This is a genomic window from Paenibacillus sp. CH40 (assembly GCF_024213605.1).
GTDB lineage: Bacteria > Bacillota > Bacilli > Paenibacillales > Paenibacillaceae > Paenibacillus > Paenibacillus polymyxa_B.
In genome coordinates this window covers 1-19,758 of the sequence record NZ_JANAVQ010000017.1, presented here as the reverse complement: position 1 = coordinate 19,758, position 19,758 = coordinate 1, and the positions used below count along the sequence as shown (strand labels likewise).

Genomic DNA, 19,758 nt, shown 5'->3' with positions numbered 1-19,758 from the left:
TGTTTCGAGAACTTACTAAAGAAGATAGAGATGAAATTATTGATTTTATAAAACTAAAGATTGTTCGGTACTAATCTTTCACGGGAGTTCCTTAATAATATGTCTTAGAAATACTCATTTTAATTTTGGTACATAAAAGTCACGATTTATCCATATGCCGATTATTCCTGGCATTTATGCATAAAAAAATTAAAAATGTGAGAAATGGTTTGAAAGAGCTTTGAAAGAAGGCGGTTGGAACCTCAGCATTAGATATACCCCAACTGATCTAAAATCAATTTACATAAGAAATGAATTTGAAGATTATGAAGAATGGAGATTAGTGGTAAAAGAATCATTGCAAGGTCTTAACATAGAGACCTATTTACAGAGTGTGCAACTAATGAAACTTGCAAAAGAAATATTGAAAGACTATCCCTAAAAGTAAAACTTCAGCTAACACATAGTTAATTAAATTGTAAAAGGAGGTGTGAGGCGCTACTTCTTTAAGCGAACTAATGGGTACTAAAATTTTCTATTTACTATACCTTTTCTTTAAAGGAGAGACAAAATGCTCCATTAAAAAGGTAATATTTTTACCGATTAGATTCAAATCTTCTTGTTCTAATACCTGCCCATTTAATTCAACTCGAAAACCAGAATTTAGAAATGCTAAAAGATCAAAGGATTTTTTGATTTTCTCGTTATTAAGGCCCGAATGAATTGTATCAATCAATTGAGTCCACACAATAGGGGAACGTCATTTGATTAGCAATAAAGTAAATAATCGGTTGTAACATCAAAAACCTCTGCTAAAGATATTAAATGATTAATTTTAGGTCGTGCTACATTTCGCTCCCAATTAGAAATAACCTGTTTGGTTACCCCACTTTTATTAGCAAGTTCCTCTTATGTCCATTTATGGAGTAGTCTTAAATTTCTACATCGCTGTCCCAAAGTATTCATGAGTTCACCTCTATTGAGAATATCAAATAGGTTTTAACCCGACCCATCTGCTTACTAATTATACCTACTTATAGCCCATATTATAGCTTATTCATACCCTACTGTACCCTACGAGTAGCCTATGAATAGGCTACGAAGTAAAATATATCTAAAAAATATTACTTTGCTATTGTATAAAGCTGTGAGTTGTTATATTCTACATTTGTATTTTGAAGTAAAACTAAAATATATCTTAGGAGTAGAAAAAGGTAACTGAACTTTACTCTGATTTAGTAGTTCTAAAAAGAAGGTGAATAATGAGCAAAATTCGATCAAGTAACTCTATAGCATCTATTCAACGGAAAATCAAAGAAGGAAGAGGTCAAGGCCACTTTTCGGAATATAAACCTTGGTTGACTGTACATGATGTACCTTCAATAGGGATAGTTACTCGAATTCTTGGTTGGAAAAGTGGTCGACTTCACCATTATCTGTCTGAACACTTTGAATTGGCACATCATTACCAAATGGAGTGGTCAGAGCAAGAGATTGATATTCTCGAACAATTTCCTTTATTACCCCTAGATAAAACCCTCTATATTGCACAAAAGTTAGGCATTAAACATCCAACTGACCCCAAGAATAAGCTTCCCATCATTATGACTACAGATATGTTACTTACAGTAAAACAAGAAGAAAGTATAAAATTTATTGCACATTCCGCAACCCGTAAAGCGCCAATATATCCCCAAGAAGGATGCGGATCGGGCATACGAGATCATTCGAACGATAATGGAACGTCTGGAATTAACGTTACACCCGACCAAAACGCGAGTATCCAACGGATTTTCCAGCAGAATATCCAGCTGACATCCAGTCACGTTTCCAGCCAGGCTTCCAGAAATTCGTCAGGTAATCATGTTAAGTTATCGCAAAGCGCAAGGATTCGGAGCACCGGCAGAGAATGTCTACAGGGAAGATCCCCCAAATCGGCCGGCACCCCGCCTGAATGTCGACACGCGTCGAATTCCTCGATTGATGGCAAACCATTCCCAGCGTTTCTTCTCCATTCGCTCTTTTTAGGCAAAATATTAACACCGTGTTGACCAAATTTAACTGAAGTTTTACTATACATTATTGGAAATTTTGATATAATTCTACCTAGGTCAACTTTCCAATTATGATAGAAAATAGAATTGGATGGTTTTTATACCTATCCAAGCTGTGCGCGAGAGACCAGTCCACTGGCTACCCAGCAAGCCGGCATGCGGAGACCGACAATTGTGGAAAATGACAGCCGAGAATATGTTGCTCCATGACGTCAGAAGGTGGGGACCTGCTATATTCTGAGGACGGAAGAGCATATATTGATTTTTTTGCAGGTGCCGGGGCACTGAATTACGGTCATAACAACGATTATATCAAGGACCGGGTTCTCGATTACTTGACCTCCGACCGGATTATGCACGGTCTGGATATGTATACAATGGCCAAGCGCGAATTCATCCAGAGTTTCTCGGAGCGGATCCTGGAGCCGAAGAAGCTGAATTACAAGCTTCAAGTCTGCGGTCCGACGGGGACGAACGCGGTGGAAGCGGCCCTTAAGCTCGCACGCAAGGCGAAGAAGAGAACCGGGATATTCGCATTCATGGGCGGCTTCCACGGCATGTCGATCGGCAGCCTGTCGGCGACAAGCTCCAAGTCCATGAGGGAAGGGGCTTTCGCAGAAATGGATACGCTCGGCTATATCGAGAATATCCTGACTGATTCGCACTCCGGAATCGACAAGCCGGCCGCCAAGGCCGCTCTCGAGTTCCGGGACAGAGCCGCCCTGGAAGCCTAGGTGAAGCAGAAGGAAGAGTTTGTGCGCTCGTTCTTTGACAAAGAAATCAAGCCTCTGCATCCGTCCATCGCCATCCGCGGACTTGGCCTGATCTGGGGCATTGACGTCTCGGGCTTCACGGATGAAGCCGGGGCGAAGCGGATGACGGAGATCAGCTTCGAGAACGGGCTCATCATTGAAAGAGCCGGCAGAGGAGACCGCGTACTAAAGATCATGCCTCCGCTGACCGTCTCGATGGAGCATCTGGCCGCCGGCTGCGACATTATCAAGTCCAGTATGCAGCAGGTGATCTCTCAGGAGACCCAGGATTTGCTGATAACGACCTAAGCTCGGCCAAGTGGTGGCCGCCCCGGCAAGAGGCACGGAAGTGCCTTCCGGGGGCCGTGCGGCCCTGATGTTAAGATAACGTTTTCACCCCATTGGAAGATTTTCTCTCCATACTGCCTGCGGTACCGTCAGACAGCATGGAATTCACCGCCAATCCAAGGGCTGTCCCGTTCATGCCATACGGAGCATTCTTTGAGCCTCATTGCAGCACCATCGTCACATCTAATCGTCAGGAAAAGCTCACTACCCCGCAGCCGGATCTTTACTTATCCACACCAGGCGGGGGAATATACAAATCGTACATAGAGTGTATCAATATCCCTTAAACATAGGCTTCGACAAGGGCAGCTCCGGTGCCGAATCCGGAGGTACGGCCGACTTCCTGCTGGCCGGCCGGAATCCTACAGCAAGCCTTACATCGATGGGAGGAACATCCCTTGTTCACCCCCAAATCCAATTCCGAACCCAATGTTAAACCAAAGCCCGTCTTCGGGCGGCTCGTCCGCAGCAAGCATATTGAAGCAGAGGAACCGGAAGCAGCCGTATCTCTTGCGTAGAACGATGCTCTTTGTTGTCTTTCACGCATGGGAGCCGAGCGGGACAGCTGCTAGGCAGAGGATTGCCGCATGCGATCAACCGGGCAAGCGAAGCGGTGACCTGGCGAAAGCCATTGACATTGTTGTCACATGTTTGAAAAGGCGGGGAGCGAGGCTGGAGCGTTGCTGCGGTATATGCTCCGCCGGATTGCTTTTACCGATGAAGAGAGGGGAACGATCCAGATGGCTTTTGAAAAAGAAACGTTGTTTTGGAACGAAAAATTCGGTAGCGACGATTATACCTTGACGCGGCTGCCTTACAGCAAAGCTCCAAGCTCCCTGGCGCCCATTATGACAACCGTCGGCGGGACGCTTTCGGAGGAAGTGGCGCAGCGCGTCCTTCAAATGAGCAAGGGCGCTCCGCTGGCCACTTTTATGATTTTGCTCGCCGGTGTTCAGTCGCTCTTGCATAAATATACAGGCGCTTCTGACATTCTGGTCGGCATTCCGGTTGTACGGAAACCGTCGGAGACGCGCCGATCCGTTAATCATACGATCATTTTGAAAAACTCGCTTTCGGCGGGTGCGACTTTTAAAACGCTTCTGAGCGAGCTGAGGACTTCCTTGCCGGAAGCGATTCAGCATCAACATATTCCGTTCTTGAAAATGACGGAGAAGCTGGACCTGCAATATGCAGGCGGGATACCCGTCGTCCACACGCTAGTATCCCTTAAGGAGCTGCATCTGGACGAAATCGGGCAAAACGTGGTCACGGATTGTTCCTTTGAATTCAGCTTAACCGGCGGGACGATACAGATAGCGCTGTCATATAACGAGCACTTATATGACTCCGAGTTCATGACTCGGGTCGTCGGCCATCTGAATCGCCTGCTGGCCGTGGGGCTTCACGAGTTGGAGCTGGACATCGTGCGGGCGGACATGCTGTCGGAGGACGAGAAATTTCAATTGCTGCAAAGCTTTAACGATACCGAGAAGGACTATTCCCGTGATCGGACGATTCATCAGCTCGTGGAGGAGCAGGCGAAACGGGTGCCCGAAGCGACGGCGGTTGTCTTTGAGGGGCGGCGGCTTTCGTACGCGGAGCTGAACGAACGGGCGAACCGGCTGGCGCGGACGCTGCGATCGGTCGGCGTGCTGCCCAATCAGCTGGTAGGCTTGATGGCCAGGAGATCGCTGGAGACGGTCGTTGGCATTCTGGCGGTTCTGAAAGCTGGCGGTGCCTACGTGCCGATTGACCCGGAATACCCGGAAGAACGCATCCGCTACATTCTGGAGAACTCGAACGCGCAGCTGCTGCTGACTCAAAGGGAGTTGCTGCAGCAGGTGCCGTTCGAAGGGACCGTGGTGGCGCTGGATGACGAGCAGGCCTACAGCGACGATGGCTCGAACCTGGAGCCGGCCAGCGGTCCGAACGATCTGGCTTATGTCATCTATACATCAGGTACGACGGGCAAACCCAAAGGGGTCATGCTGGAGCATCGCGGGCTGGTCAGCCTGAAACTGACGTTTGCCCATACGCTTCACACGACCGAACAGGATCGAGTGCTGCAATTCGCCAGCCTATCGTTCGATGCGTCGTGCTGGGAGATGTTCAACGCTCTGTATTTCGGGGCGACCTTATATATACCGTCAACCGAGACGATTTTGGATGATCAGCTGTTCGAACGTTTCATGAACGAGCATGCAATTACGATCGCCACTTTGCCGCCAACTTATGCGGCTTATTTGAATTCAGACCGCCTGCCGAGTCTGAGCAGGCTCATCACGGCGGGCTCCGCCGTTTCAGCCGAATTCGTGCAGCAGTGGAAAGACAAGGTACAGTACTATAATGCGTACGGTCCGACGGAAGCCTCGATCGCCACATCCGTGTGGGCGGCGTCTACGTATGACACCGAACGCAGAGCGATACCGATCGGACGTCCGATCTGGAACCATCGCTTGTATATACTGGGCGCACAGAATCAGCTGGCGCCTATCGGAGTGGAGGGAGAATTATGCATCGCGGGCGTCGGCCTCGCCCGGGGATATTGGAACCGGCCGGATCTGACGGCGGAGAAATTCATCGAACACCCGTTTGAGCCCGGAGAGAGACTGTACCGGACGGGCGACTTGGCCCGCTGGCTGCCGGACGGAAATATTGAGTACTTGGGCCGGATTGACCATCAGGTGAAAATCCGTGGATTCCGGATCGAGATCGGCGAGATTGAAGAGCAGCTTCTGAAGATCGACTCCGTGCAGGAGACGATCGTAATCGCACGGGAAGGCAAAGGCGGGCAAGAACTGTGCGCTTACCTGGTCGCGGGCCGCCCGCTTACGCTCGGCGAGCTGAGAAGCGCGCTGGCGCAAAAATTGCCGAATTACATGATTCCGGCGCATTTTGTTCAGCTTCCGCGGATGCCGCTCACGCCGAACGACAAAATCGACCGCAAGGCTTTGCCCGCTCCGGAAGGAAACGCGCTGACCGGCGGCGCGTACGTAGCTCCCCGCAATGAAGCCGAGCGGACGCTTGCCGATGTGTGGCAGGCGGTATTGAACGCCGATCGCGTTGGGGTAACGGATCATTTCTTCGAGCTGGGCGGAGACTCGATCAAGTCCATTCAAGTATCTTCGCGGCTTCATCAAGCCGGGTACAAGCTGGAAATCCGGGATTTGTTCAAATATCCGACTATCTCACAGCTCAGCCTGCATGTGAAACCGATCGGACGTACCATCGATCAAGGCGAAATAACGGGTGAAACGGCGCAGACCCCGATTCAGCATTGGTTTTTCGAGAGCTCCTTTGCGGCCCCGCATCATTTCAACCAGTCAGTGATGCTGTACCGGAAGGAACGCTTCGACGAAGAGACGGTACGTCAGGTGCTGCAAAAGCTGGCCGAGCATCATGACGCCTTGCGGATGGTGTTCCGCAAGACGGAACAAGGGTTTAGCGCGCGGACCCGCGCGATTCAGGAAGGCGGGCTGTTCACGCTGGACGTGTTCGACTTCAAGGATGCGGAGAATACCGCGCAGGCTGTGGAAGCGAAGGCAACGGACATTCAAGCGGGCATCGATCTGGAGAACGGGCCCCTCGTGAAGGCGGGACTGTTCCGGTGCGCGGACGGCGACCATTTGCTGCTCGCGGTTCATCATGCCGTGGTGGACGGCGTGTCTTGGCGCATTTTGATGGAGGATTTCGCTGTGGGTTACGAGCAGGCCGGCAAAAGCGAGGAAATTCGTTTCCCGGCGAAAACGGATGCGTACCGCACTTGGTCCGAGCAGTTGGCCGCTTACGCGCAAAGCCCGGAGATGGCGAAGGAACGGGCCTATTGGCAGGCCGTGGAACAAATTGCGGTTCCGGCCGTGCCGAAGGATCTGGAGGCGGACGTTACGACGCAGCAGGACAGCGAATCGCTGTTCGTCCGTTTGACTCCCGAAGAAACGGAGCTGCTGCTGAAGCGGGTTCACCGGGCCTACAACACCGAAATGAACGATATTTTGGTAACGGCACTCGGCATAGCCGTTCGCAAGTGGACGGGACACGAACGGGTGCGGATCAATCTCGAAGGACACGGACGCGAATCGATCGGAACGGATATCGACATCACGCGCACAGTCGGCTGGTTTACGACCAAGTTTCCGGTCGTCCTGGAGCCGGAAACCGACCGGGATTTGGCCTATCAGATTAAACAGGTCAAGGAAAGCTTGCGCCGCATTCCGAACAAGGGGCTTGGGTACGGCGTATGCCGCTATCTCTCCAAATCGGAGGATGGCTTTGTTTGGGGCGCAGAGCCGGAAATTAATTTTAACTACCTCGGCCAGTTCGACGATGATGTCAATCAGGACGAGATCGGCATATCTTCTTACTCCAGCGGCAGCCCGGCCAGCGACCGGCAGGCCCGCAGCTTTGTGCTGGATATCAACGGCATGGTGCTGGACGGCGCTTTATCGCTCGATCTCAGCTACAGCCGGAAGCAGTATCGCAAGGAAACGATGGAAGCCTTCGCTCAGCGGCTTGAGCAAAGTCTCCGAGAGCTCATTACCCACTGCGCAGGCAAAGAAAACACCGAATTGACGCCGAGCGACGTGCAATTTAAAGGCTTGACCATCGCGGAATTGGAGCAAATCGCCCAGCGCTCGGGCCATCTCGGGGAAATTGAAAATATTTACTCGCTTACGCCGATGCAGAAGGGCATGTGGTTCCACAGCGCGCTTGACCGGCAAACGGCCGCTTACTTCGAGCAGACGCGGTTTACGATGCGGGGAGCGCTCGACGTCCAGCTTTTCGAGAGGAGCTGGATGGAGCTTGCGAAACGTCATCTGGTGCTGCGGGCGAATTTTGTGAAAGGACCGGCGGGCGAGCCGCTGCAAATCATATACCACGACAAGCCGGTCGGCTTTGAATATGAAGAGCTGCTTCATTTGCAGGCGGACGAGAAACAAGCGTATTTGGATAAAAAGGCCGAGGATGACAAGCTTCGCGGCTTCGACATGGAACATGACGCGCTCGTTCGGGTTACGATCCTGCGCACCGAAGAGCAAAGCTATCATGTGCTGTGGAGTTTCCAGCATATTTTGATGGACGGCTGGTGCCTGCCGCAGCTGACGCAGGAGCTGTTTGAGACGTACTCGGCCTTGGCATCCGGCAAGCAGCCAGCGGGAGATAAGGGATCGGATTATGGCGCTTATATCGAATGGTTGGAGAAACAGGACGATCAGGCGGCATCCGGCTATTGGACGGCATTCCTGGCAGATTATGAGGGGCAAACCGTACTCCCGGGACAAAAGGAATCGGCGCCAAACGGCAGATTTACGGCTGATCACGTCACCACCGAGCTGGGCAAGGACTTGAGCGAGCGGATGGACCGGGTGGCGAAACAGCGCCTGGTTACGGTCAATACGCTGCTGCAAGCCGCTTGGGGCGTGATGCTGCAAAAATATAACGGAACAAACGATGCCGTATTCGGCAGCGTCGTGGCCGGAAGACCGGCGGAAATCCCGGGCATCGAGTCCATGATCGGGCTGTTCATCAATACGGTGCCGGTCCGCGTCACGAGCGAAGCGGACACCGTGTTCGCCGACCTGATGGCGAAGCTCCAAGAGCGGGCGCTGGAGTCCGGGCGTTATGATTACTATCCGCTGTATGAAATTCAAGCCCGCAGCGTGCAAAAGCAGAACCTGATCAACCATATCATCGCTTTCGAGAACTATCCGGTGGACGAGCAGATGGAGCAGGCGGGCGACCAGCAGCACGGCGACCTGACGATCGCTGACGTTCAGATGGAGGAGCAGACGAACTATAACTTCAACGTGACCGTGGTGCCGGGAGTCGAGATCGAAATTCGATTCGACTTTAACGCCGAAGTGTTCGATAAAGACAGCATCGAACGGCTCAAGGGGCATCTCGTCCATCTGCTGGAGCAGGTGACGGATAACCCGGAAATTACCGTGGGCGAGCTGGAACTTGTGACGGAGGCGGAAAAGGCCGACCTTCTCGGACGTTTTAACGACACCACCACGGAATTTCCGCGCGGGAAGACGCTCATTCAATTGTTCGAAGAGCAGGCGGAGCGCATCCCGGATGCAGCCGCTATCTCCTTGAATGAGCAAGAGCTGACCTACCGCGAGCTGAACGATCGCGTCAACTGCCTTGCCCGTACCTTGCGTAGCCACGGGATATCCAAAGGCCGTCTGGTCGCCATTATGGCTGAGCGTTCCATCGAAATGGTGGTGGGCATGCTGGCGGCACACAAAGCCGGAGCGGCTTACGTACCGATTGACCCGGAATATCCCGAGGAGCGTATCCGTTTCTTGATTGAGGATTCGGGAGCGCAGGTCATGCTGACGCAAAGCCGCTTGCGCGAGCGCCTGGCGGGTTCGGACTCCGTGATCTTACTGGATGACGAGTCCTTCTATCACGAGGACGGCACAAATCTAAATCCGGGCACCGAAGCGACGGATATGGCCTGTGTCATCTATACGTCAGGCACGACGGGCAAGCCGAAAGGCAACCTTGTTTCGCACCGCAACATCGTGCGGATCGTGCGAAATACGAATTATATCGACATCACCGAACGGGATCATGTCCTCCAGCTTTCGAGCTATTCGTTCGACGGAGCGATTTTCGATATTTTCGGCGCTTTGACCAACGGGGCGCGGCTGGTGCTGGTTCCCCGCGAGACCTTGCTGGAAATCGTCCGGCTGGCGGATCTCATCCAGCGTGAGCGCATCTCGGTCATGCTGATTACGACGGCTTTCTTCAACGTCCTTGTAGATGTGAACGTCGATTGCCTGCGGGATGTCCGGGCGATTTTGTTCGGAGGAGAGCGAGTGTCGGTCGGACATGTGCGTAAAGCGCTCGCCCATATCGGACCGGGCAGGCTCAACCACCTGTACGGCCCGTCGGAAAGCACGGTTTATACCACGTACCTTCCGGTCGACTTCGTCGATGAGTCGGCGGTTACCGTACCCATCGGACGGCCGATCAGTAATACGAAGGTGTATATCGTCGACAGCCGGAATAAGCTTCTGCCGATCGGCGTGGCCGGGGAGCTTTGCGTCGGCGGAGAAGGCTTGGTACGGGGCTACAATAACCGGCCGGAGCTGACGGCGGAGAAATTTGTGGACAATCCGTTTGTGCTGGGAGAGCGCATGTACCGGACGGGGGATTTGGCGAAATGGCTGCCGGACGGCACGATCGAATACGTGGGACGGACGGACGACCAAGTGAAAATCCGCGGCTTCCGCATTGAGCTGGGCGAGATCGAAGCTCAGCTTCAGAAAGTGGAGGGAATTCGGAAAGCGACGGTATTCGCGAGGGAAGACGCCTCCGGCGAGAAGCAGCTTTGCGCCTATTATGAAGCGGACCGCGAGCTTCCGGCGGCCGAGCTGAAGAGCGTGCTTTCCCAGGAACTGCCGGCCTATATGATTCCGGCGTACCTGATCCAGTTGGAGCGGCTCCCGCTGACGACGAACGGCAAGGTCGACCGCCGATCACTCCCGGCGCCGGAGGAGAGCTTGCAGCCGGGCGAAGAACGTACTCCGCCTCGGACTCCGCTGGAAGCCAGCTTGGCGGGAATTTGGAAAAGCGTGCTCGGACTGGAGCACATCGGGGTTCATGACAACTTCTTCGACCTGGGCGGCCATTCCCTGCGGGCGACGACACTGGTGAGCAAGGTGCATCAGGAGCTGAACGTCGAGCTGCCTCTGCGCGACGTATTCCGCTACTCGACGATCGAAGAGATGGCTCTCGCCATCTCCCGGATCGGAGAGCAGTCGTTCTCGTCGATTCCGCTGGCGGGCGCAAGAGCATATTATCCGCTTTCCTCAGCTCAGAAGCGGCTGTTTATCCTGAATCAGCTGGAAGGGGCCGATCAGAGCTACAACATGCCGGGCGTGCTGCTGCTGGAAGGATCGATTGACCGGAGCCTGCTGGAGAAGGCTTTCCGCGGACTGATCGCACGGCACGAAACGCTGCGAACCGGCTTTGAGATCGTACAAGGCGAAGCTGTACAGCGCATTTACGAGAGCGTCGACTTTGCCGTCGAGTACCGTCATGTGAGCGAGGAAGAAGCGCCCGAAGTCGTGCAGGCCTTCATCCGGCCTTTCGACTTGGCGAAGCCTCCGCTGCTGCGGGCGGAGCTCGTAGAGCTGGCAGCCGAACGTTATTTGCTGATGTTCGACATGCACCATATCGTCTCCGACGGGGTTTCGATGGACGTGTTAGTCGAGGAACTCGTTCGTATGTACGGCGGCGAGTCATTAGAGCCTTTGCGCATTCAATACAAGGACTATGCGGTATGGCAGCAGTCGGACGAGCAAAAAGTGCAGTTGAAACGCGAGGAAGCTTACTGGCTGGACCGTTACCGGGGCGAGCTGCCGGTTCTGGAAATGCCGACGGACTATCCGCGTCCTGCCGTGCAGAGCTTTGAGGGACAAACGCTGACGTCCTTTGTGGACGAGGCAACGAACGAAGGCTTGAAGCAGCTGGCCGCTCAAAGAGGAACGACGCTGTATATGGTGCTGCTTGCGGCATATACCGTGCTTTTGCAAAAATACACAGGTCAGGACGATTTGATCGTCGGAACGTCGATTGCGGGCAGAACGCACGGAGACACGCAGCCTTTGATCGGAATGTTCGTCAATACGCTGGCGCTCCGCAATTATCCGGCTTCGGAGAAGACCTTCCTGTCGTATCTGGAAGAAGTGAAAGAAACGACCTTAGGCGCTTATGAGCATCAGAATTATCCGTTCGAAGAGCTCGTTGATAAAGTGCAGGTCAGCCGGGATTTGAGCCGCAACCCGCTGTTTGACACGATGTTCTCCCTGCAAAACTTGGAGGATAAAGAGTTTGAGTTGGAAGGGCTGAAATTGTCCCCGTATCCTAGCGAATACGGCACGGCCAAGTTCGACCTGAGTGTGGATGTTACGGAAGAAAACGGCGGCCTGGAGTGCAGCTTTGAATTCGCAACGGCTCTTTATAAAGAAAGCACGATCCGGCGGCTGTCGACTCATTTCGGACATTTGCTTGCGGCGATCGTAAGCCGTCCGGATGCGAAGATTGCCGAGCTGAACTTGCTGACGGCAGAGGAAAAAGAGCAAATTCTCGGCGCGTTTAACCCGGCGCAGCCGGAAGCGGCTCCTGCGGCCGCGTTCCACCGGCTGTTCGAGGAACAGGCGGAGCGCACGCCGGAAGAGGCGGCCGTCGTGTACGAGAACGACCGGCTGACGTATGCGGAGCTGAACGAGCGAGCGAACCGCTTGGCGGCTACGCTGCGTGCAAGCGGCATCGGCCGGGAGACGATCGTCGGCATTCTCGCCGAGCGTTCGGTGGACTTGCTGGTGGCCGTGCTGGCCGTCTGGAAAGCGGGCGGGGCGTATGTGCCGCTCGACCCGGATTATCCGGCAGACCGCGTGCGGTTCATGCTTGAAGACAGCGGAGCGAAGGTGCTGCTGACGCAAACGGCGCTGCGAGAGCGTGCCGAAGCCTGGCTCGGCGAAGAGGAGCTGGCGCTGGCGGCTGTGCTGTACCTCGACGACGAAACTTCGTACAGCGAGGAGCGGGCGAATGCGCCGATTGGCTCCGGCATTGTCTTCGGCAAGCTGACGGATGCTGTGGACGACGGCGATGAGAGCCATCAGAATGTTGGCACCGACAGCTTCCATGAAGCCCGTCCGGAGGATCTGGCGTACGTGATCTATACGTCGGGAACGACGGGCAAGCCGAAGGGCGTGATGATCGAGCACCGCAGCCTGGTGAACACGGCGGCGGGCTACCGGCGGGAGTACCGGTTGGATCAGTTCCCGGTGCGGCTGCTGCAGCTCGCAAGCTTCTCGTTCGACGTGTTCGTGGGAGATATCGCGCGGACGCTGTACAACGGAGGCACGATGGTGATTGTGCCGAAGGACGACCGGATCGATCCGTCTCGTCTGCACCACTGGATTGAGCGGGAGCGGGTCACCATCTTCGAATCGACGCCGGCGCTGATCGTGCCGTTCCTGGAGTACGTGCACGAGCAGCAACTGGACATGAGCCGGGTGGAGCTGTTGATCACGAGCTCGGACAGCTGCAGCGTGGCGGATTACCGGACCTTGCAGGAACGCTTCGGTTCGTTGTTCCGGATCATCAACGCATACGGCGTGACGGAAGCGGCGATCGACTCCAGCTTCTACGACGAGCCGCTGACGAAGCTGCCGCAGACAGGCAATGTGCCGATCGGCAAAGCGTGGCTGAATGCGAAATTCTACATCGTGGACGCGCATCTGAACCCGGTGCCGGTCGGGGTGCTGGGCGAGCTGGTCATCGGCGGAGTCGGAGTGGCGCGCGGGTACTTGAACCGTCCGGAGCTGACGGAAGAGAAGTTCGTAGACAGTCCGTTCGCCGCGGGCGAGCGGCTGTACCGCACGGGAGACTTGGCGCGGTGGATGGAAGACGGCAACGTGGACTTCATCGGCCGGATCGACAACCAGGCGAAAATCCGGGGCTACCGGATCGAGACGGGCGAGATCGAGTCGCAGCTGCTGCGGGTGGAAGGCGTGCGCGAAGCGGTGGTTCTGGTTCGAAGTGACGCGAACGGGCAGAAGGCGCTATGCGCGTATTACACGCCGGATACCGGAGCGGAGCTGGCGGTGAACGATTTGCGCAGCGCGCTGGCGCAGGAGCTGCCGGGCTACATGATCCCGTCGTACTTCGTGGAGCTGGAGCGCCTGCCTCTGACGCCGAACGGAAAGATTGACCGGAAGGCGCTACCGGCGCCGGAAGGGGAAGCGGGAAGCGGAACGGAGTACGTCGCACCGCGCAATGAGCTGGAAACGAAGCTGGCGGCGATTTGGCAGGAGGTGCTGGGGCTTGCGAAGGAGATTGGCGTTCACGACAACTTCTTCGACATCGGCGGACACTCCCTGCGGGCGACGACGCTGGTCAGCAAGATTCATAAAGAGTTGAACGTGGATCTGCCGCTGCGCGACGTGTTCCGCCATTCCACGATCGAGAGCATGGCGGCCGCCATTTCCCGGCTGGATGAGCAAACATTCGTTGCCATTCCGGTGGCGGATGACCGAGAGGTGTACCCGCAATCTTTTGCTCAAAAACGTCTCTTTATCCTGAATCAACTGGAAGGCGCGGAGCTTAGCTACAACATGCCGGAAGCCATGCTGCTGGAGGGTGTTTTGGACCGGGCAAGGTTTGAAGAAGCGTTCCGTAAGCTCGTGGCGCGGCATGAAATGCTGCGCACCGGGTTCGAAATGGTGGATGGCGAAGCATCGCAGCGGATTTACCAGGACGTGAATTTTGCCGTGGAGTTCTATCGAGCGGATGAGCAAGAGGCCGAAGAGACGGTTCGCCGTTTCGTCCGTCCGTTTGACTTGGCGAAGCCTCCGCTGCTGAGGGTAGGCCTTGTCGAGCTGGCTCCGGAACGCCATATTCTAATGTACGACATGCATCATATTATTTCCGACGGCGTCTCGATGGAAATCTTTGTTGAAGAATTCGTCCGCTTGTACGGCGGCGAGCAATTGGAGCCTCTGCGCATTCAGTACAAAGACTACACCGTTTGGCAGCATTCGCAGGAGCAGAAGGAACGGCTTCAGCGTCAGGAGGCGTACTGGCTGGACATGTTCCAAGGCGAGCTTCCGGTGCTGGAAATGCCGACCGACTATCCGCGTCCGGCCGTGCAGAGCTACGAAGGACAAACGCTAGAGTTTTTCTTTGACGCTTCGAAAACCGACGGCCTGAAGCAGCTGGCCTCGGAAACGGGCACGACGCTGTTTATGGTGCTGCTTGCGGCGTATAACGTCCTTCTGCATAAATATTCAGGTCAGGAAGACGTGATCGTCGGTACGCCGATTGCCGGAAGGAATCATGGAGATGTGCAGCCGTTGATCGGGATTTTCTTAAACACGCTGGCTATCCGCAGCTATCCGGCTTCGGAGAAGACATTCCTGTCATACCTGAACGAAGTCAAAGAAACGACCCTCCACGCCTTCGAGCATCAAAACTATCCGTTCGAAGAATTGGTGGACAAGGTGCAAGTCACCCGTGATTTAAGCCGCAATCCGCTCTTCGACACGCTGTTTACGATGCAGAATACGGAGAACGAGGAATTTGAGCTGGAAGGGCTTCGCCTGATTCCTTATCCGAGCGCACTGGATACCGCGAAGTTTGATATCAGCTTGGATGTGGGCGAGGAGAACGGCGGCTTGGATTACAGCTTCGAATATGCGACGGCTCTCTACAAAAGGGAGACGATCGAACGGCTGGCAAAACATTACGAGCAGCTGCTCGTAACGATCGTAAGCCGTCCGGATGCGAAGATCGCCGGGCTGAACTTACTGACGGCAGAGGAAAAAGAACAAATTCTCGGCGCGTTCAACCCGGCGCAGCCGGAAGCGGCTCCTGCGGCCGCGTTCCACCGGCTGTTCGAGGAACAGGCGGAGCGCACGCCGGAAGCGGCGGCCGTCGTGTACGAGAACGACCGGCTGACGTATGTGGAGCTGAACGAGCGGGCGAACCGCTTGGCGGCTACGCTGCGCGCAAGCGGCATCGGCCGGGAGTCGATCGTCGGCATTCTCGCCGAGCGTTCGGTGGACTTGCTGGTGGCCGTGCTGGCCGTCTGGAAAGCGGGCGGGGCGTATGTGCCGCTCGACCCGGATTACCCGGCGGAGCGCGTGCGGTTCATGCTCGAAGACAGCGGAGCGAAGGTGCTGCTGACGCAAACGGCGCTGCGAGAGCGTGCCGAAGCCTGGCTCGGCGAAGAGAAGCTGGCGCTGGCGGCGGTGCTGTATCTCGACGACGAAACTTCGTACAGCGAGGAGCGGACGAATGCGCCGCTGGAAGCGGATGATCACTTGCACGAATGCCGTCCGGAGGACCTGGCGTACGTGATCTACACGTCGGGAACGACGGGCAAGCCGAAGGGCGTGATGATCGAGCACCGCAGCCTGGTGAATACGGCGGCGGGCTACCGGCGGGAGTACCGGTTGGATCAGTTCCCGGTGCGGCTGCTGCAGCTCGCAAGCTTCTCGTTTGACGTGTTCGTGGGAGATATCGCGCGGACGCTGTATAACGGAGGCACGATGGTGATTGTGCCGAAGGACGACCGGATCGATCCGTCTCGTCTGCACCACTGGATTGAGCGGGAGCGGGTCACCATCTTCGAATCGACGCCGGCGCTGATCGTGCCGTTCCTGGAGTACGTGCACGAGCAGCAACTGGACATGAGCCGGGTGGAGCTGTTGATCACGAGCTCGGACAGCTGCAGCGTGGCGGATTACCGGACCTTGCAGGAACGCTTCGGCTCGTTGTTCCGGATCATCAACGCATACGGCGTGACGGAAGCGGCGATCGACTCCAGCTTCTACGACGAGGAGCTGGCGAAGCTGCCGCAGACAGGCAATGTGCCGATCGGCAAAGCGTGGCTGAATGCGAAATTCTACATCGTGGACGCGCATCTGAACCCGGTGCCGGTCGGGGTGCTGGGCGAGCTGGTCATCGGCGGAGTCGGAGTGGCGCGCGGGTACTTGAACCGTCCGGAGCTGACAGAAGAGAAGTTCGTAGACAGCCCGTTCGCCGCGGGCGAGCGGCTGTACCGCACAGGAGACTTGGCGCGGTGGATAGAAGACGGCAACGTAGACTTCATCGGCCGGATCGACAACCAGGCGAAAATCCGGGGGTACCGGATCGAGACGGGCGAGATCGAGTCGCAGTTGCTGCGGGTGGAAGGCGTGCGCGAAGCGGTGGTGCTGGTTCGAAGTGACGCGAACGGGCAGAAGGCGCTATGCGCGTATTACACGCCGGATACCGGAGCGGAGCTGGCGGTGAACGATTTGCGCAGCGCGCTGGCGCAGGAGCTGCCGGGCTACATGATCCCGTCGTACTTCGTGGAGCTGGAGCGCCTGCCTCTGACGCCGAACGGAAAGATTGACCGGAAGGCGCTGCCAGCGCCGGAAGGGGAAGCGGGAAGCGGAACGGAGTACGTCGCACCGCGCAATGAGCTGGAAACAAAGCTGGCGGCGATTTGGCAGGAGGTGCTGGGGCTTGCGAAGGAGGTTGGCGTTCACGACAACTTCTTCGACATCGGCGGCCACTCCCTGCGAGCGACGACGCTGGCGGGCAAGGTATTTAAGGAATTAAACGTCAACCTGCCGCTGCGCGACGTATTCCGTCACTCGACGATTGCGGCGATGGCCGAGGCGATCGCCCGGATGGAACGGCGGGAGCATGAGGCCATTCCTCAAGCGGAGGAGAGAGAGTACTACCCTCTGTCCTCCGCGCAGAAACGGCTGTTCATTCAGCACACGCTGGATGGAGCGGATCAGCTTTACAACATGCCGGAGCTGGTGCAGGTGGAAGGCGAGTTTGATTTAGACCGGTTGGAAGCCGCCTTGCGGAAATTGATAACACGGCATGAATCGCTGCGCACCGGTTTTGAAATCGTGAAGGCCGAAGCGGTTCAGCGGATTTACCCGCAGGTCGATTTTGCTATCGAGCATCATCAAGCGGATAAAGAGGATGCGGCTCAAATCGAGCAGATCGTCCGCAGCTTCGTTCGTCCGTTTGATCTCGGCAAGCCGCCGCTACTGCGCGCCGGGGTCATCGAGCTGGAGCCGAACCTGCATATTCTCCTTTTCGACATGCACCATATGGTGTCCGACGGCGTATCGATGGCGATTGTGATCGATGAGTTCTCGAGTTTCTACGCCGGGGAAGAACTGCCGCCACTGCGCATTCAATACAAGGATTATGCCGTTTGGCAGCAGTCGAAGGCCCACCGAGAGCGGATCGGGCGGCAGGAAGCGTACTGGCTGCAAACCTTCGAAGGCGAGTTGCCGACGGCGGACCTGCCGATGGACTACGAACGGTCTGCGGCTCGCAGCTACGAAGGCTCGCATCTGGAGTTCGACGTCGAAGCTTCTCTCTCTGCGCGGCTGCGCGAATTGGCGGCCGAGCGTGAAAGCACGCTGTTCATGGTGCTGCTTGCGGCTTATACCGTGCTGCTGTCCAAGTACAGCGGGCAGGAGGACTTGGTCGTGGGTACCCCGGTGGCGGGAAGAACGAACGCCGATTTGGAACCGGTCATCGGGATGTTTGTCAATACGCTGGCGATCCGCAATCGTCCGTCGGGCGACAAAACGTTCTTGTCCTACCTGGAAGAAGTGAAGGAAACGGCTTTGGGTGCTTTCGAGAACCAGGATTATCCATTTGAGGAGCTCGTGGAGCGTTTGAATGTGAAGCGGGAGCCGGGCCGCTTCCCGCTGTTCGATGCCGTTTTCGACTTGCAAAATATCGAAGAACGAGACGCCGAGCTGGAAGGGGTCAGCCTGAAGACTTACGAGCTTGACCATTTGGAAGAAGCGAAGTTCGATCTGACGCTGTTTATGTATGAAAACAACGGGGCGCTGAGCGGGGGCTTCTTCTACGCCACCAAGCTGTTCAAAGAAGCGATGATCCGCACCTTGACCGAGGATTACCTGCGGGTACTGTCTCAAATTGCGGAAAATCCACAACTCGAGCTAAGCCGGATTGAATGTCATAAACCGGCGGCAGGCGCAAAGAGTGCCGTCGATACGATCGAATTCGCGTTCTAATCCTACAAGCGCGCCTCCGCCGTCAAGCGAAAGCGGCGCGCATCCCAAGGAAGACGGCGAACAACGTCCAAGCCCGTAAACGCGCAGGCCGAAAGCAAGCTTTTTCGGACCTGCGCCGGGGCATGCGGTCACTTCATTTTTAGGGGAGGTACAAATGAAATCTTTGTTTGAAAAGGAAGAACGGTACTGGAGCGGCAAGTTTGACGCCGATGACAGCCTGAGCTTCCTTCCCTACAGTCAATCCTCCAAATTATCCGCCGACGGGGAACCTGCGGCCGAGCCGGGCTTGCTTCACCGTACTCTGCCGAGCGAACTCTCGGAGAGAATCATTTGCCTCGCCAACGGTTCGGATTTGGCTTTGTACATGATTGTTTTGGCAGGAGTAAAAAGCCTGCTGTTCAAGTATACCGGGCGGGACCAAGTGCTGGTCGGCATGCCTTCTTATAGCGCAGACCCCGACGGGACTCCGCCGCCGCATGACATCTTGGTGATCAAGACGTCCGTAAGCCGCCAGACTACGCTGAAAACGCTGCTCGGGGGCATCAAAGCCTCCATCGGCGAGGCGCTGGAGCATCAGCACCTGCCTTTTCGGAAAATGGTGGAGCCGCTCCATCTGGACTATACGGGGGACGGCCTCCCGGTCGTCAACACCGTCGTATCCTTCGCTCCGATTCATCCGGAACCGCTGGGTAACCGGGTGGCGGCCGATACGGTTTTTCGCTTCGACCGCCAAAACCACTCCATCGAGCTGGAAATAAGCTTTGACGGGCAGCGGTACGAGCGGGCATTTGTGGAACAGGCGGCCGACCATCTTGTTAGGCTGCTGTCCGTGCTTTTATTTCAGCCGGATCTGGAGCTCGGACAAGCCGATGTGCTGTCCCCAGACGAGAGGGAGACGCTACTGAAGCGATTTAATGACACCGAAAGCGGGTTCGAGCGGGGGAAAACGATTTACGGCTTGTTCGAAGAACAGGCGGAGCTTTACCCGGACAACGTGGCCGCCGTCATGAACGAGCGGCAGCTGACCTACCGCGAGCTGAACGAGCG

General features: G+C 55.6%; 3 protein-coding genes and 2 pseudogenes. 4 read left to right on the top strand and 1 reads right to left on the bottom strand.

All coding sequences use genetic code 11. The features are described from left to right. Window positions 1–747: 747 nt before the first annotated feature. A pseudogene (locus NLX73_RS24640) lies at window positions 748–876 on the bottom strand (helix-turn-helix domain-containing protein); the annotation flags it as partial. Window positions 877–1,241: 365 nt separating this feature from the next. On the opposite strand from NLX73_RS24640, the gene NLX73_RS24635 reads away from it, so the two are divergent. The 4 genes and pseudogenes from NLX73_RS24635 to NLX73_RS24620 form a co-directional block, all read left to right on the top strand. Continuing rightward, window positions 1,242–2,030 (top strand): PDDEXK family nuclease, encoded by a 789-nt coding sequence (locus tag NLX73_RS24635; protein ID WP_250266750.1) that lies wholly within the window; start codon window positions 1,242–1,244, stop codon window positions 2,028–2,030. Window positions 2,031–2,257: 227 nt separating this feature from the next. Next, a pseudogene (locus NLX73_RS24630) lies at window positions 2,258–3,094 on the top strand (aminotransferase class III-fold pyridoxal phosphate-dependent enzyme); the annotation flags it as partial. Between the two features lie 686 nt (window positions 3,095–3,780). Further along, window positions 3,781–18,711 carry a non-ribosomal peptide synthetase gene (locus NLX73_RS24625; RefSeq protein ID WP_254327593.1) on the top strand — a complete coding sequence of 4,977 codons (14,931 nt, stop codon included), beginning with the start codon at window positions 3,781–3,783 and terminating at the stop codon, window positions 18,709–18,711. Window positions 18,712–18,865: 154 nt separating this feature from the next. Then, window positions 18,866–19,758: condensation domain-containing protein (locus NLX73_RS24620; RefSeq protein ID WP_254327592.1), on the top strand; the 893-nt coding region annotated here is incomplete at its 3' end.